Raw genomic sequence first — 15,986 nt, forward strand, 5'->3', positions numbered from 1 at the left:
CGGAGGTCATCGGGAGCGGGGGCGCAGCACGGCGACGGCGAACACCGCGGGGGCCGTGATCAGCAGGGTCAGGGTGATCAGGGAGGGGCCGTGCCGCGGGACCTTGCGGGACGGCCTGCGGTAGTCCGGGTACGCCACGGGCCGGGGCGCGGCCGGCGCGGGACGTGCGGAGGGGGCGGGCGACAGGGAGGGTGGCACGGCTCTCGGTCCGGGGCGTGAGGGTTCGGGACGGGGTGATGCGGAACGCGGCGGTGCGGCCGGTTCTGGGGTCGGCGCGGGGGCCGGCGGCGGTGACGGGGGAGGCGACGGCGGACGCGGTGGCGCGGGACTCGGGGGCGGCGGTTGCGGCGGGCTCGTGCGACAGGGGCCGCCGCCCGCCACGGCGACGGCCGAAGTCCCGCCGTCCTCCCCGAGAGTGACGTACGCGCAGCTGTCCGCTCCCGCGGGTACCGGGGCGGACAACAGCCAGAGGAGCACCGCGGCGGAAGCCGACCGGGCTATGAATGATCCGTACACGAGCGGGAGCATGTTCCCGCCGCTCGCGCGGCACGCGGTGAAGGAGCCGATATTCCCCTGATGGTGGGACATGACGGCGGAGCGCTTGCGGCGCCGGGGAATTCTCTGAACAACGCGGGACCAAAGGGGACTTGGAGCCGCACCCACGCGTCCGTTGCTAGTGCCGTGACCGGCAAGGTTTGCCCGGAAGGAGCGTCGTCCGGTGCTTCCCCAAGCTCTCAGCCTTGTTCGAGCAGGGGAGACCCCATTGATCGCAAGGCGGCCGAAAGCCCTCGGACGGGGTCTTCCTTGCTCGAACGAAGTCGAGAGCTCGGGGAAGGGCTCCGTGGGCTCTCGGCCAACGCCGCCTGGCTCTTGAGGCCTTGGGGGAGTGAGTGCCGGACGGTGCGACGGGGCAAACGTTGCCGGGAGCGGCACCAGCGCCGGGCGGTCCCCGACCGCGTTCGCGGCGGAGCCGCTGGGATACCATTCGGCTGCGATGTGGCCGGGAGGCCCGCGCCGCGTTGCGATGGTGACCGCGCGAAGGCGCAGGGATTTCGAGGAGCGCGCGGGGAACGCGCCGGTGCCTCGACGGTGGGGTCCGTCGGACGGTCCGGACCGCGCGCGAGGGCCGGTTTCACGGTCGAAGCCGAAGGTCCGTTCGGTCCGAACCCGGACGTCTTCCCGGGCATTTGCCCCGCGACCGACCGGAACTCGAAGTCGTGACCGCGGGACGGTACGGCATGGTGCGCCCACCGGTTCGAGAAGGAAGCTGTCCGCGGCCACGTCGGTGCCGAGTGTGCCTGCGGTGATGGCCGGTCGTTGCCCCCGTGGTAAAAGGGAGAGGGAAAGGATCCGCCGGTAAGGGATTTGCCGTCGCCATTCGGTCCGGGGAACGGAGGGAACCGTTCGCCACTATGGTCCGTACCTGTTCCCGACCGTCAGGTCTGTACCTTTTTCGGTGATGTGACGACGTGATGGCGCCGGGCCCGGTAAACGCCGGTGGACGTGTACGGGAGACGGATGACACGCACCCTCTTCGGGCCCTTCCGCCGGTGGGTGGTTGCCCATCGGGCGGCGCTACTTCACGATGACGGAGGGCCTCGTGAATGTCACGCGCAGCGACGGAGCGGTTGCACATGCCACTGGTGTGTGACCAATAACGGACGGCTAATTTCCGTTTCCGCTCGCTCTCTTGGCGGTCGATCAGTAGCCTCTGGTCCACACTGACCATGAACATGGCCGGATCGCCGTGGCGACTTGTTGGAGACATCGATGGAGCGTCCCGCCTGGGCACCGCAAGGCATAGACATTTCGGTGCCGAGCGTGTCCCGCATGTACGACTTCTATCTGGGCGGATCGCACAATTTCGAGGTGGACCGGGAAGCGGCTCGCAAGGCCATGGAGTTCATGCCGGGGCTCCCCAAGATCATGCAGGCGAATCGGGCCTTTATGCGCAGGGCCGTGCGATACGCGGTGGACGAGGGCATCACCCAGTTCCTGGACATCGGATCCGGAATACCGACTTTCGGCAATGTGCACGAAGTCGCCCAAGCGGCCGATCCGGAGGCCCGGGTGGCATATGTCGATCACGATTCCGTTGCGGTCGCGCACAGTCAGGCCGTACTCGAGGGAAACGAACGGGCGGTGGTCGCCGCCGCCGACCTCCGCCGCCCGCGGGAGATCGTGAAGAACGCGGAGATCACCCAACTGCTCGATCTGGAGCGCCCGGTGGCCCTGCTGCTCGTCGCCGTACTCCACTTCATCCAGGATTCCGACGAGCCGCAGGCCGCGGTCGCCGAACTGCGCGAGGCACTCGCCCCGGGCAGTCTCGTCGTCATCACCCACGCCTCGTACGAGGGAATACCGCTCAGCAAGGAGCGGGCGGGCGCCGCCGTCGGCGTCTACGAGGACATCCGCAGCCCGCTGATCATGCGGTCCCGGGACGAGGTCGCCCGGTTCTTCGAGGGGTACGAGATGGTCGAGCCGGGACTCGTGGCGATGCCGAACTGGCGGCCCGACAACCCCGCGGCGCCGGAGCAGGAAGATCCGTTCGCCTTCTCGGGCTTCGGCGGAGTGGGACGCAAGGCGTGAGCATCCCCGCCCAGTCGTCCGGAACGTCCGCCACGCAGGCCGACGGTGCCGAGGACCGGCTCCGCAGATTCGCCACGATCTGGAGCCGGGCCATCTTCCCCTCGACGGCCACCTCCCTGACGCGCACGGAGTTCGAACAGCATCTGCTGCCGCTGGCCCGCACGCTCAGCGACATCCTGCACGCGCGCCCCTTCGACGCGGTTCCCGCGGGCGCGGTGGGCGGCGCCCTCGTCGCCGTCCACTGCACGGACCCGGACGCGCTCAGCAGCACGCTCGGCGTCATCGACTCGTACCTGGTGCTCTACTGCGGCGGCAGCGGCGCGACCGCCCTGCCCACCGAGGACGCACGGGCCCGCTGCTCCCGCATCCAGCACGCCGTCGCCGGCGGATTCACCCAGGCGCTGCGCGAGCGGACCCTGGCCGAGCAGGAGGCCATCGCCCGTTCGGCGCTCACCGCCCGCACCCAGGCCGAGCAGGCCCTGCACGCCACCCAGGCACGCTTCCGGGCCGTGTTCGACGACGCCGCCATCGGCATCGGGATCGCGGACCTGGACGGCAATGTGCTGGAGATCAACGACACCCTCACCCGCATGTTCGGCGGGCTCGAACACCATGTGCTCAGCCGCCGCGTCGACGAGTGGGTGCACCCCGAGGACTCGCCGCAGGTGTGCAAGTACTACGGGGAGCTGGTACGCGGCGAGCGCGACCACTTCCGGGTCGAGAAGCCGTTCTACCGCAACGACGGCACGGTGCTGTGGACCAATCTGACGGTGTCGCTGCTGCGGGACGCCGAAGGCAGGCCCGAGTACCAGCTGGCGCTGATGGAGGACACCACCGAGCGCCGGCTGCTCAACCTGCGGCTGCGCTACGAGGCCACCCACGACGCGCTCACCGGCCTGCCCAACCGGACGCTGTTCTTCGAACGGCTGGAGAAGGCGCTGGGCGCCGAGGACGGCAGCCGCTTCGGGCTCTGCTACCTCGACCTGGACGGCTTCAAGGCGGTCAACGACAGCCTGGGGCACGCGGCGGGGGACCGGCTGCTGGTCGAGGTGGCCGACCGGCTGCAGAGCTGCGCCACCGCGCCCGGGGAGATGGTGGCCCGGCTCGGCGGCGACGAGTTCGTGGCGCTGACCACCGGACCCGACACCCAGAAGGAGGTCGACGAACTCGCCTGCCGCATCCTGGGCGCGCTCGCCGTCCCCGTCCGGCTGGAGGGCCGCGAGCTGACCGTGCGCGGATCCATCGGGATCGTCGAGGGGCCGGCCCGGGAACGGGGCGCCGCGGAGGTGCTGCGCAGCGCCGACATCACGATGTACCGGGCCAAGTCCGCGGGCGGCAACCGCTTCGAGCTCGCCGACGCCGAGGCCGACGCCCGCGCCATCACCCGGCACGGGCTGACCACCGCCCTGCCCGCGGCCCTGGAACGCGGCGAGTTCTTCATCGAGTACCAGCCGCTCGTGCATCTGGGCGACGGCACGGTGCACGGGGCGGAGGCCCTGGTGCGCTGGTGCCATCCGCAGCACGGAGTGCTCGGTCCGGACCGGTTCATCCCGCTCGCGGAGCACACCGGCCTGATCGTGCCGCTCGGCCGCTGGGTGCTGGAGGAGTCGGTGCGCCAGGCCAACTTCTGGCAGGAGCGGCACAGCGACGGCGGCCCGCTGCGGATCAACGTCAACGTCTCGCCGACCCAGCTGCACCATCCGCGTCTGGTCGCCGAGACCGTCGACGTGCTGGAGCGGTCGGGGCTGGAACCACGGGCGCTCTGCCTGGAGGTCACGGAGTCCGCGCTCATCGGGGCCGACGACGACCTGCTCAAGCCGCTGCGTCAACTGGCCGACATGGGCGTGGACATAGCCCTCGACGACTTCGGCACGGGCTACTCGAACCTGGCGAACCTGCGCAGGCTCCCGGTCAGCGTGCTCAAACTGGACCGTTCCTTCACACAGGGGATGCAGCGGCACCCGGCGGACCCGGTCGACCTGAAGATCGTCGAGGGGATCGTCTCGCTGGCGCACAGCCTCGACCTCGCGGTCACCGTGGAGGGAGTGGAGACCGGGGCGCAGGCCGAGCAGCTGCGGAACCTGGGCTGCGACACGGCCCAGGGCTGGTACTACGCGCGGCCCGGCGCTCCGGACCGGATCCACTCGCTGCTGCTGGCCGACGCGGTGTGAGCGGGGCGGCCGACGGACGTCCGCCGGGTGGCGGGGGATACGAGGCGGCCCGGGACCGGAGGCGCCGTCGGCCCCGCGCGGAGCTGTCGGGTGCCCTTCGACCGGTCGGGGACACCCGACAGCCTCTCAGAGCCTGTCGGGTGACCTCTGATCGGGCGGACGCGGCGTGGCACGCACGCTTCCGGCGTTGCCGAAATGCCCTAGTAGCTCCGCTACAAGGACGTTCCGGCGCCTTGGAATCGCACGCACCACGCCGCGTCCGCTCTCCGGTCGAAGGTCACCCGACAGGCTCTCAGCCGTCGGAGGGGTCGGACGCGCCCGTCCGGCTGGCCAGCAGCACCCGCTGCAGCTCGCGGGCCGCGCGCGGCGGCGCCACGTCGCTGCGGTGCGCCAGCGCGATCGTGCGGCGCAGCCCCGGGCGGGCCAGCGGGGTCGTCCGCAGCCCGTGCCCGGCACGGCCGGCGACCATGCTCGGTACCACCGCGATCCCCAGCCCCGCCCGGACGAAGCCGAGCACCGCGTCCATCTCCCCGCCCTCCACCGTGAACGAGGGCTCGAAGCCCTCCGCACGGCAGGCCGCGACCGTCAGCTCGCGCAGGTCGTAGCCGTGCCGGAACATCACCAGGGGCTCGCCCTGGAGGTCGGAGATCGCCACGCTCCCGCCCCGGCCGGGCCGCGGCGCGTGCGCCGACGACACCACGACCAGGTCCTCCTGGAGCAGCTCGACCGTGGTGAGCGCGGGCGACGAGGCGGGCAGCGGCAGCACCACCAGGGCGAGATCGAGCGCGCCGCGGGCCAGCTCCCGCACCAGGTCCAGCGAGCCGCCCTCCTCCAGGAGCAGCCGGATGCCCGGGTGCCGGTCGTGGAAGGCGCGCAGCACGTCGGGGAGCAGACCCGTGCAGAGGCTCGGCGTCGCGCCCAGCCGCACCCGGCCCCGCCGGAGCTGGGCCAGCTCCTGCACCTCGTGGCGCGCGGTGTCGGCGTCCGCCAGGATGCGGCGGGCGAGCGGAAGCAGCGCCTCGCCCGCGTCGGTGAGCGCGATGTGGCCGCGGGCCCGGCTGAACAGCTCCGCCCCCAGCTCGGTCTCCAGCGCCCGGATCTGCTGGGAGAGCGAGGGCTGCGAGACGTGCACCGCCTCGGCGGCACGGGTGAAGTGCAGGGTCTCGGCGACCGCCACGAAATACACCAGCTGCTGGAACTGCATGGACGCACCTTAACCGCATCAATAGCCAAAGCCTATGAAGATGAGCTGTTTCATGTCTTGGACTGATGAGGCCGTTCGGCCCTAGCGTCGTGCCCATGGCATCGGCAACAGGGACGGACCGACGGCCGTCCGTGACGCGTACGCTCTGGGACTCCTCCGTCGGCAAGAAGACGATCATGGCCGTGAGCGGCCTGATCATGCTCCTCTACTTGATCGCCCACATGGTCGGCAACCTGAAGATCTTCTTCGGTTCCGGCGAGTTCAACCGCTACGCGCACTGGCTGCGGACCATGGGCGAGCCCGTCCTGCACTACGAGTGGGCGCTGTGGCTGCTGCGCCTCGTGCTCGTCGCCGCCGTGGTGCTGCACGCCGTCTCCGCGTACCAGCTGAGCCGCCGCGACATCCGGGCCCGCCCCGTCGCGTTCGTCCACAAGAAGCCGCGCGCGAGCTACGCCACCCGGACCATGCGCTGGGGCGGGATCATCCTCGGCCTCTTCATCGTGTGGCACATCCTCGACCTGACGACGGGCACGGTGCACTCCGGCGGCTTCCAGCCCGGGCACCCCTACCAGAACGTCGTCGACACCTTCTCCACCTGGTACGGCAACGTCATCTACATCGTCGCCGTGGTCGCCCTCGGGTTTCACGTCCGGCACGGTTTCTGGAGCGCCGCCCAGACCCTCGGCGCGGGCAACGCGGCCCGCGACCGCATTCTCAAGACCCTTGCCGACATCCTCGCCCTGGCGCTGACGGTGGGCTTCGTCTCCGTACCCGTCGCCGTCATGACCGGAGCCGTGAGCTGACATGACCGACTACACGCACTACGAGACCGGCGCGCCCGTCACCGACACCAAGGCCCCCGACGGACCGATCGCCGAACGCTGGGACACCCGACGCTTCCAGGCCAAGCTGGTCAACCCGGCCAACCGACGCAAGCACACCGTCATCGTCGTCGGTACCGGCCTGGCCGGCGGCTCGGCCGGCGCGACCCTCGCCGAACAGGGCTACCACGTCGTCCAGTTCTGCTTCCAGGACTCGCCCCGCCGCGCCCACTCCGTCGCCGCCCAGGGCGGCATCAACGCCGCGAAGAACTACCGCAACGACGGCGACTCGATCCACCGCCTCTTCTACGACACGGTCAAGGGCGGCGACTTCCGCGCCCGCGAGTCCAACGTCCACCGGCTCGCCCAGATCTCCGTGGAGATCATCGACCAGTGCGTCGCCCAGGGCGTCCCCTTCGCCCGCGAGTACGGCGGCCTCCTCGACAACCGCTCCTTCGGCGGCGTCCAGGTCTCCCGCACCTTCTACGCCCGCGGCCAGACCGGACAGCAGCTCCTGCTCGGCGCCTACCAGGCGCTGTCACGGCAGATCGCCGCGGGCAACGTCGAGATGCACGCCCGCACCGAGATGCTCGACCTGATCGTCGTCGACGGCCGGGCCCGCGGCATCGTCGCCCGCGACCTCGTCACCGGGAGGATCGCCACCTACTTCGCCGACGCCGTCGTGCTGGCCAGCGGCGGATACGGCAACGTCTTCTACCTGTCGACGAACGCCATGAACTCCAACGCCACCGCCATCTGGCGGGCCCACCGCCGCGGCGCGCACTTCGCCAACCCCTGCTTCACCCAGATCCACCCCACCTGCATCCCGCGCACCGGCGACCATCAGTCCAAGCTGACGCTGATGAGCGAGTCGCTGCGCAACGACGGCCGGATCTGGGTGCCGAAGGCCAAGGGCGACAACCGCCCCGCCGACGAGATCCCCGAGGACGAGCGCGACTACTACCTGGAGCGTATCTACCCCTCCTTCGGCAACCTCGTGCCCCGCGACATCGCCTCCCGCGCCGCCAAGAACGTCTGCGACGAGGGGCGCGGCGTGGGACCGGGCGGCCAGGGCGTCTACCTGGACTTCGCCGATGCCATCCAGCGCATGGGCCGGGCCAAGGTGGAGGAGAAGTACGGCAACCTCTTCGACATGTACGCGCGGATCACCGCAGAGGACCCGTACGAGACACCGATGCGGATCTACCCGGCCGTCCACTACACGATGGGCGGACTCTGGGTCGACTACGACCTCCAGACCACCGTCCCCGGCCTCTTCGCCATCGGCGAGGCCAACTTCTCCGACCACGGCGCCAACCGCCTCGGCGCGTCCGCGCTGATGCAGGGGCTCGCCGACGGGTACTTCGTCCTGCCCTCCACCATCAACGACTACCTGGCCCGCAACCCGCACCACGACGACGTCGACGCCTCGCACCCCGCGGTCGAGGAGGCCGTCGCCGAGACCGAGGACCGGCTCAACCTGCTGCTCTCCGTCGACGGCGACCGCACCCCCGACTCCTTCCACCGCGAGATCGGCGAACTGATGTGGGAGTACTGCGGCATGGCCCGCAACGAGCGGGGCCTGCGCACGGCGCTCGCGCGAATTCCGGAGATCCGCGAGGAGTTCTGGCGCCGGATCAAGGTGCCGGGCACCGGCGACGAGCTCAACCAGTCCCTGGAGAAGGCCAACCGCATCGTCGACTACCTGGAGCTCGCGGAGCTCATGTGCCTCGACGCCCTGCATCGCACCGAGTCCTGCGGAGGCCACTTCCGCGAGGAGTCCCAGACCCCGGACGGCGAGGCCGCCCGCCGCGACGAGGACTTCTCCTACGCCGCCGCCTGGGAGTTCTCCGGCACCGGCGAGGCACCCGTCCTGCACAAGGAAGACCTCGTCTTCGAGTACGTCCACCCCACCCAGCGGAGCTACGCATGAAGCTCACCCTGCGCGTCTGGCGCCAGAAGAACGCCGACGCCACCGGCGCCATGTCCACCTACGAGGTGGACGGCATCTCGCAGGACATGTCGTTCCTCGAAATGCTCGACACCCTCAACGAACAGCTCATCCTCGGCGGCGACGACCCCGTCGCCTTCGACCACGACTGCCGCGAGGGCATCTGCGGCGCCTGCAGTCTCGTCATCAACGGCGATGCCCACGGCCCCGAGCGCACCACCACCTGCCAGCTCCACATGCGGTCCTTCGAGGACGGCGACACCATCGACATCGAACCCTGGCGCGCCTCCGCGTTCCCGGTCGTCAAGGACCTGGTCGTGGATCGCTCGGCCTTCGACCGGATCATCCAGGCCGGTGGCTACATCTCCGCCCCGACCGGCACCGCCCCCGAGGCACACGCCACTCCGGTGCCCAAGCCGGACGCCGACTTCGCCTTCGAGCACGCCGAGTGCATCGGCTGCGGTGCCTGCGTCGCCGCCTGCCCCAACGGTTCGGCGATGCTCTTCACCTCGGCGAAGATCAACCACCTCAACGTCCTGCCGCAGGGCGCCCCCGAGCGCGAGACCCGGGTCCTCGACATGGTCGCGCAGATGGACGACGAGGGCTTCGGCGGCTGCACCCTCACCGGCGAGTGCGCCACCGCCTGCCCGAAGGGCATCCCGCTGCCGTCGATCGCCGCCATGAACAAGGAGTGGCTGCGGGCGACCCGGAAGGCGCGTCGCTGAGAAGGCGTCGGGTTCCCGGCCCCGGAGGCCGCCCACCTCCGGGACCGGGAAGTCACTGGACGTCCCGCGGGGTCAGGACGTCACGGCGAGGTCGTCCGCGTAGACCGTGCCCTGCCCGTACCAGCCGTGCACATAGACGGTCACCTTGCCGGTCGAGCCGGTCGTGAACGTGACGGACTGCTTGGCGTAGCCGCTCGACGAACCCCAGGTGCTCGCCGAGGCGTCGCCCCGGACTCCGAGGTAGCCGTAGCTGCCCTGGAGCCAACCGCTCAGCGTGTACGCGGTGCTGGGAGCCAGGGTGAGCGTCTGCGCGCACTCGCCCGTCTGCGACGCGGTGCCCGCCACGGCGAGCGCGTGTCCACCGCCGTGCACGGGCGTGGAGACGACCGAGCCACCGGACTCACAGGTCCAGGGGCTCGGTGAACCCGTCTCGAAGTCGCCGTTCACCAAAGAGCTTTTGCCGCCGCCCGGACCGGACACGGTCAGGGCGAACTCGGCCGAGTGGCCGAGCGTGCCCGAGGCGCCGGTGACGGTGACCGGGTAGGTGCCCGGCGCCGCGGACGCCGACGCGGCGAGTGTCAGCTTCGAGGCGCCGCCCGCGGTGACCGAGGTCGGGCTGAGCGTCGCGGTCACACCGGCGGGCAGCCCGCTCGCCGTCAGCGCCACGGTCTTCGCGGTGCCCGAGACCACCGCGGTGTTCACGGTCGCCGAGACGGAAGCGCCGGGGGCGACGGTGGCCGAACCGGGCGCGATCGACACCGAGTAGTCGTCCGTCACCGGACCCCCGCCGCCCGTGAAGGGCGCGAAGGTGTGGGTGAAGTACCACGTGTCCTGGGCGATGCCGGAGCAGGAGTCGCTGCCGCCGGTGCCGGGGCAGGCTCCGTTGTCGCGCTGGAGCGCCCAGAACGACAGGGTGTCGACCCCCTTGGACACGGCCCAGTCGTACACCACGGGCGCGTCCGCCGTGGTGAACGTCTCGGCGGGGCCGTAGTCGTCGATGCCCGGCATCTCGATGATCCCGGTCATGCCCCACAGCTGCGCGTCGGTCTTCGACGGGTACAGCTCGGCCAGCTGGCCCTTGAGCCCGGTGATCGCCGTCTTGGTGTCCTGCGCCATGTTGTGCGAGGCGCCGTCGTAGTAGTCGAACGTCATCAGGTTCACGACGTCGACCCGGGTGCCGTTGGACACGGCGTTCTCCAGCACCCCCAGACCGCTGTCGGCGAGTCCGCTCGTGGTGGTGGGCAGGGTGTAGGAGATCTGGAGCGGACGCCCATTGGCGGCGGCCCACTCCTGCACCTTCTTGATCGCCTTGTTGCGGCGGTCGATTCCGGCGTTGTTCTCCAGCGAGTTGTCCTCGATGTCCATGTCGAGGCGGGACACGTCGTAGGTCGTGATGACCTTCTCGTACGCGGCGGCGATCGAGTCGACGCTGGAACAGCTGTCGGCGATCTCCGTGCCGCCGTTGTCGGCCGTGTAGCCGCCGAACGACGGGATCACGTCGCCGCCGCGCGAGCGGATGGTGGTGAAGTCGGCGCCGAACTGCGACTGCGCGATGGGCTGATCGGGGTCGCCGTTCCAGTACGGCGTGCAGGAGCCGCGCGCCTCCGTCTGGATGAAGGCCATGGTCAGGTACTTCGCACCGGACTGCTGCGAGAGCGCGGCCGGACTGTCTCCGGTCCACGCTTCGAAGTACGGGGCGAAGACGTGCGCGGGCAGGGGAGTGGCGGCGGTCGCGGCGGCCTGCGCGCCGCCTCCCGATCCGAGGACCAGTCCGGCGGACGCGACGGTCGTCGCCAGAACACTCAGGAACGCACCGAGTGCGCGTGGACGTCTCATGGGGTCTGCTCCCAGCGGGGTGAGACAACGGGCGGATCGCAAGGCTCTGCCGCGCCCCGTCGAGGGGCGCGGCCCGTTCCTGTGAATCCCGGCCGGGGTCACAAGCCGCACGGCGAGGATCGACCGCGAGGCATGCCCATGATTGGTCTGGACCATCATGCGGTCAATGTTCTTTGCCCTTTCATTTCCGATTGCTTGCCTGAATCAGCAACTCGTCATGAGAGAGCGGTAGTTGAGGCGCGCCCGTTCCTTCAGCGGATTTTGAGGGCGGAGGCGAGGTACGGTGCCGTACGGCTGCCCTCCGCGCGGGCGACGTCGGCGGGCAGGCCCGCCGCCACGATCCGCCCGCCCCGGTCGCCTCCGCCCGGCCCGAGGTCGATCACATGGTCGGCGCCCGCCACCACCGCCATGTCGTGCTCCACGACCACCACCGTGTCACCGGCGTCGACCAGGCCGTGCAACTGTCGCATCAGCACCTCGACATCGGCCGGATGCAGCCCCGTCGTCGGCTCGTCCAGCAGGTACACGGTGTGCCCCCGGCGGGTGCGCTGGAGCTCGGCGGCGAGCTTGATCCGCTGCGCCTCCCCGCCCGACAGCTCGGTGGCCGGCTGACCGAGCCGCAGATAGCCGAGGCCGACGTCGAGCAGCGTGCGCAGGCTGCGCTCGGCGGCGGGGGTCCCGGCGAAGAAGCCGGCCGCCGACTCCACCGTCAGATCCAGCACCTGCGCGATGTCGAGACCGCGCAGGGTGACCTCCAGGGTCTCGGGGTTGTACCGCGCGCCGTGACAGTCCGGGCAGGGCGCGTACGTGCTGGGCAGGAAGAGCAGTTCCACCGAGACGAAGCCCTCGCCCTGACAGGTCTCGCACCGCCCGCCCGCCACGTTGAAGGAGAACCGCCCCGCCCGGTAGCCGCGCTTCCGCGCCGTGTCCGTCCCGGCGAACAGCTTGCGCACCACGTCGAACAGCCCCGTGTACGTGGCCAGATTGGACCGCGGGGTGCGGCCGATCGGCTTCTGGTCCACCTGCACGAGCCGGTCCACCGCCTCCACGCCCTCGACCGACGCGCACCCGGCCGCGGGCAGCGGTGCGGGCAAGTCGGACGTGGACCGCCGGTCGGCCAGCACACCCGCCAGCACCTGGCCCACCAGCGTCGACTTGCCCGATCCGGAGACACCGGTGACGGCCGTGAACACACCGAGCGGGAACGCGGCGTCCACGCCCCGCACGTTGTGCCGGTCGATTCCGCCCAGCCGCAGCCACCCCGACGGCGTACGCACCTCCCGCACCGCAGCGCGCCCGTCGCCGAAGAGGAAGCGCCGGGTCGCCGACTCCGGCACGTCCGCCAGACCGGCAGGCGGGCCGCTGTGCAGCACCCGCCCGCCGTGCTCGCCCGCCAGCGGCCCCACGTCCACCAGCCAGTCCGCCCGGCGCACCACGTCCATCTGGTGCTCCACGACGAACACCGAGTTCCCGGCCTCCTTCAGCCGGCCCAGGACCGTCAGCAACGACTCGGTGTCCGCCGGGTGCAGACCGGCCGACGGCTCGTCCAGCACATACACGACACCGAACAGCCCGGACCTCAACTGTGTGGCCAGACGCAGCCGTTGGAGCTCCCCGGAGGACAGCGTCGGGGCCGTGCGGTCAAGGCTGAGATAGCCGAGGCCCAGCTCGGTGACCGTCTCGATCCGGGCCAGCAGGTCCGCCGTCAGCACCCGCGCCGTCTCGCCGCCGCCCGCCGCGTGCAGCACCTCGGCGAGCGACCCGAGCGGCAGCGCCGCGAGTTCGGCGATCGTACGGCCGGCGAAGGTGACTGCCAGGGCCTCGGGGCGCAACCGGCTGCCCTCGCACACCGGGCACGGCGAACCTGTCAGGAAGCGCTCGGCCTTGGCGCGCAGGGTGCGGCTCCTGGAGTCGGCGAAGGTGTGCATCACATAGCGGCGGGCGCTCATGTACGTGCCCCGGTAGGGGCGTTGGATGCGCCCGGCCTCGCGCACGGGATGGACCGTCACCACCGGCTGCTCATCGGTGAACAGGATCCACTCCCGGTCCCGCGCGTCCAGCTCGCGCCAGGGCCGGTCGACGTCGTACCCGAGCGCGTCCAGTACGTCGCGCAGGTTCTTGCCCTGCCAGGCCCCCGGCCAGGCGGCGATCGCGCCCTCCCGGATCGACAGCGAGGGGTCCGGCACCAGCAGTTCCTCGGTGGTGCGGTGGACCAGACCGAGACCGTGGCACTCCGGGCACGCCCCGGCGGCCGTGTTCGGCGAGAACGCGTCGGAGTCCAGCCGCTCGGCGCCCTGCGGGTACTCCCCGGCACGCGAGAACAGCATGCGCAACGAGTTGGAGAGCGTGGTCACCGTCCCGACCGAGGAACGCGCGCCGGGTGCCGACCGGCGCTGCTCCAGCGAGACGGCGGGCGGCAGCCCGGTGACCTCTTCGACTGCGGGCGCGCCGACCTGGTGGATCAGCCGCCGGGCGTACGGTGCGACCGATTCGAAGTAGCGGCGCTGCGCCTCCGCGTACAGGGTGCCGAACGCGAGGGAGGACTTCCCGGACCCCGAGACGCCGGTGAACACGGTGAGGGTGTCACGCGGGATGTCGACCGACACGTCCTGGAGGTTGTGCTCGCGGGCGCCGCGCACCCGGACGTACGGATCGTGGGGGGTGGGCATGGCATCGGACTCCGTACGAATCGGATCAAGGCTGATGGGTGCGAACAAACACTCCGATTCTAGGCGGATGCGGACGTGGCGCCGCGGGGCGCCGGGCCCGGGACGGCGCCGCGTCCGCGCACGGGGCGCCGGTGGACGGGGCGTGGTGCCCCGGGTCGCGAGGCGCGCTGGGACGGCCTTCAGCGGGAGGGGCGCAGGGCGCGCTTGAGGGGACGGCCGACGGCGCTGCGGGCCCGCTGGTAGGTGGAGCGTTGGGTGGGAATGGCGGCCTTCTTCGCGAGCTGACGCTTAAGCAGGGTGTTCTGCGCGGCGAGCTCCGTCAGCTGCGTCTGCAGCCAGTTGAGACGATCCCCCATCGCGGCGGCGTCGTCGCCGTTCCACGGTCGGATGCCCGGGGGGAAGGCCAGGGCGCCCATCCGTGCCTCGAACGCCGCGCCGCCGTCGCCGTGGGAGAAGGTGTTCTCCAGGCCGTTCTTGTCCAGGAAGCCCGTGAACCGCTCGAACCGCTCCTGGTGACCACGCCTGAGCGGTCCGAAGTCCGCCTCCGCGTAGAGCTCGGCGGGGTCGATGTCGGTGGGCACCTTCGTCAGCATCCGGTGCGGGATGTCGAAGTAGCGGCACAGTTCCAGGGTCCGGGAGTCGCCGCAGAGCACGGTGGCGGGGGTTCCGGCGAGGAGCGCCGCGATGTTGCCGTGGATGCGGGAGCCGAAGGAGAAGTCGAAGCCCCGCAGGTCGTTCATCCAGGTGATCGGATCGATGTAGACCCGGACCTTGTCCTCCCGGTACATGGGGTGGTCGGGGTGGGTGGGGATGCCGGTCACGGCGGCGTTGGGGTGGGACAGGTCACGCCAGTGCAGCTGGCGCGCGTCGGAGAGGTTCTGGCCGACGAACCGGAGGTGGGGGTAGTGCGCGTGGGCGCGGTCGATGATTCGCCCGAGCTTGTGCTTGCGCACCGCGTCGTGCGATCCGTTGACGGCGATCCGGGACCCGGGGCCGAGCGACCCGCGCTTCGCGCGGATGTCCAGCCGGGGGCCGTGGAGGAACATCGAGGGGCAGCCGATGACGTCCACGTCACGGAAGCCCATGTCCCGCAGATACCGCTCGGTGAACTCGCCGCGCACGCCGATGGAGGCGCTGTGGTCGAGCACCGCCGACACGAACGCGTAGACCGTGTCCTTCATCGGACGCAGCCGCTCCGCCGAGTAGTCGACCCCGGTCTGGGCGCCCACGCCCGGGACGACGACCGGGATCCTCAGCTTGGTGATGAGCTGGGTCAGGCGTGCCAACTGCCGCTCGAAGGAGGGGCGGAAGGCGTTGGCGAGCGGCACGACGAACACGTCGTACTCGCTGTTGATGCGCTCGGCGTCGGCGACCCGGGTGGCGATGCCGTTCGACACCACCTCCGCGCGCGGCGTCTCCAGGAGCTTGTGCGCGGCATCGCTGAAGATCAGATTGCCCGCGTTGGTGGCGAACACGTCCTCGTGCAGAGCGCGCTCCACGGGGACGACGTCGTAGGGACTCTTCCCGGAACGCAGGAGTATTCGCTTCGCATGTTGAACGTTGGATGCCACAAACCTGAATATAGCTTTACAAATGCGTCAGGTTCCATGCGCATCCTGCACAACTTTTTGCCAACCATACGGAACGCAGGTACATGATCATACATCCGCGTGCGGGTGTGCGCGGTTCGTGGCGGACGGAACCGTGTGACCGCCGGCCGGCTCCCGGGGCTCGGCGGCGGCCCGGCTCCCCGGATCCGACGGCCCCTCCGGGCCCCGGGCCGGCCGGCCCCGACCGTACGCCGCGGTCCGCACGCGGGCGTGCCGCCGGGGCCGGGCATCGCCCGGAGCCCGATGCCCGATGCCCGACCCGCGGATCGCCGGTGCATGGAGACGCATCCCGCACGCCCCGATTCCGGACCCGGCACGCACGATGCGTCGGACCTGTCGCGGCGCCGGCCCCTGCGCGTCGCCGCACGGGTCGCCATCGCGGTCGTACCTGCGCTCCTGGGAGCGTCGCC

The 15,986-nt window shown here is 70.7% G+C and carries 10 protein-coding genes; 5 read left to right on the forward strand and 5 right to left on the reverse strand.

Annotated elements, in window-relative coordinates; translation table 11 throughout:
- Window positions 1-6 precede the first annotated feature (6 nt).
- Window positions 7-198, reverse strand: a complete 192-nt coding sequence (locus tag ACFYY6_RS15905; RefSeq protein ID WP_351521235.1) for a hypothetical protein — start codon at window positions 196-198, stop codon at window positions 7-9.
- 1,572 nt (window positions 199-1,770) lie between these two features.
- Here ACFYY6_RS15905 and ACFYY6_RS15910 point away from each other — a divergent pair.
- Window positions 1,771-2,589: an SAM-dependent methyltransferase gene (locus tag ACFYY6_RS15910; protein ID WP_351631287.1), complete on the forward strand. Its 819-nt coding sequence runs from the start codon at window positions 1,771-1,773 to the stop codon at window positions 2,587-2,589.
- Window positions 2,586-4,760, forward strand: coding sequence for an EAL domain-containing protein (locus ACFYY6_RS15915; RefSeq protein WP_351521239.1), 2,175 nt, complete (start codon window positions 2,586-2,588; stop codon window positions 4,758-4,760). Before ACFYY6_RS15910 ends, ACFYY6_RS15915 begins: the two co-directional genes overlap by 4 nt.
- A gap of 292 nt (window positions 4,761-5,052) precedes the next feature.
- Here the strand turns inward: ACFYY6_RS15915 and ACFYY6_RS15920 are convergent, their stop codons facing one another.
- On the reverse strand, window positions 5,053-5,964 hold the full coding sequence (locus ACFYY6_RS15920) for a LysR substrate-binding domain-containing protein (RefSeq protein WP_351521240.1): 912 nt from the start codon (window positions 5,962-5,964) through the stop codon (window positions 5,053-5,055).
- Window positions 5,965-6,059: 95 nt separating this feature from the next.
- Here ACFYY6_RS15920 and ACFYY6_RS15925 point away from each other — a divergent pair, with 95 nt between their 5' ends.
- From ACFYY6_RS15925 to ACFYY6_RS15935, 3 genes are read left to right on the forward strand one after another with little or no spacing between them, the layout of a single operon-like run.
- On the forward strand, window positions 6,060-6,767 hold the full coding sequence (locus ACFYY6_RS15925; RefSeq protein WP_389193593.1) for a succinate dehydrogenase: 708 nt from the start codon (window positions 6,060-6,062) through the stop codon (window positions 6,765-6,767).
- Window position 6,768: 1 nt separating this feature from the next.
- Entirely contained in the window at window positions 6,769-8,718 is a 1,950-nt protein-coding gene (locus ACFYY6_RS15930) for a fumarate reductase/succinate dehydrogenase flavoprotein subunit (protein WP_351521243.1), read from the forward strand.
- On the forward strand, window positions 8,715-9,461 hold the full coding sequence (locus ACFYY6_RS15935; protein WP_351521245.1) for a succinate dehydrogenase/fumarate reductase iron-sulfur subunit: 747 nt from the start codon (window positions 8,715-8,717) through the stop codon (window positions 9,459-9,461). The genes ACFYY6_RS15930 and ACFYY6_RS15935 overlap by 4 nt, the downstream gene beginning before the upstream one ends.
- Before the next feature lie 72 nt (window positions 9,462-9,533).
- Here ACFYY6_RS15935 and ACFYY6_RS15940 read toward each other — a convergent pair whose 3' ends face one another.
- From ACFYY6_RS15940 to ACFYY6_RS15950, 3 genes are all read right to left on the reverse strand, one after another.
- Entirely contained in the window at window positions 9,534-11,297 is a 1,764-nt protein-coding gene (locus ACFYY6_RS15940; RefSeq protein WP_386607492.1) for a glycosyl hydrolase family 18 protein, read from the reverse strand.
- Window positions 11,298-11,548: 251 nt separating this feature from the next.
- The gene (gene uvrA, locus ACFYY6_RS15945) at window positions 11,549-13,966 is read right to left on the reverse strand and encodes an excinuclease ABC subunit UvrA (RefSeq protein WP_351521248.1); all 2,418 of its coding nucleotides are present in this window, start codon (window positions 13,964-13,966) and stop codon (window positions 11,549-11,551) included.
- Window positions 13,967-14,145: 179 nt separating this feature from the next.
- The gene (locus tag ACFYY6_RS15950; protein WP_351631301.1) at window positions 14,146-15,537 is read right to left on the reverse strand and encodes a polysaccharide pyruvyl transferase family protein; all 1,392 of its coding nucleotides are present in this window, start codon (window positions 15,535-15,537) and stop codon (window positions 14,146-14,148) included.
- Between the last annotated feature and the right edge of the window lie 449 nt (window positions 15,538-15,986).

It is taken from the genome of Streptomyces sp. NPDC001750, from assembly GCF_042892615.1.
Taxonomy (GTDB): Bacteria; Actinomycetota; Actinomycetes; order Streptomycetales; family Streptomycetaceae; genus Streptomyces.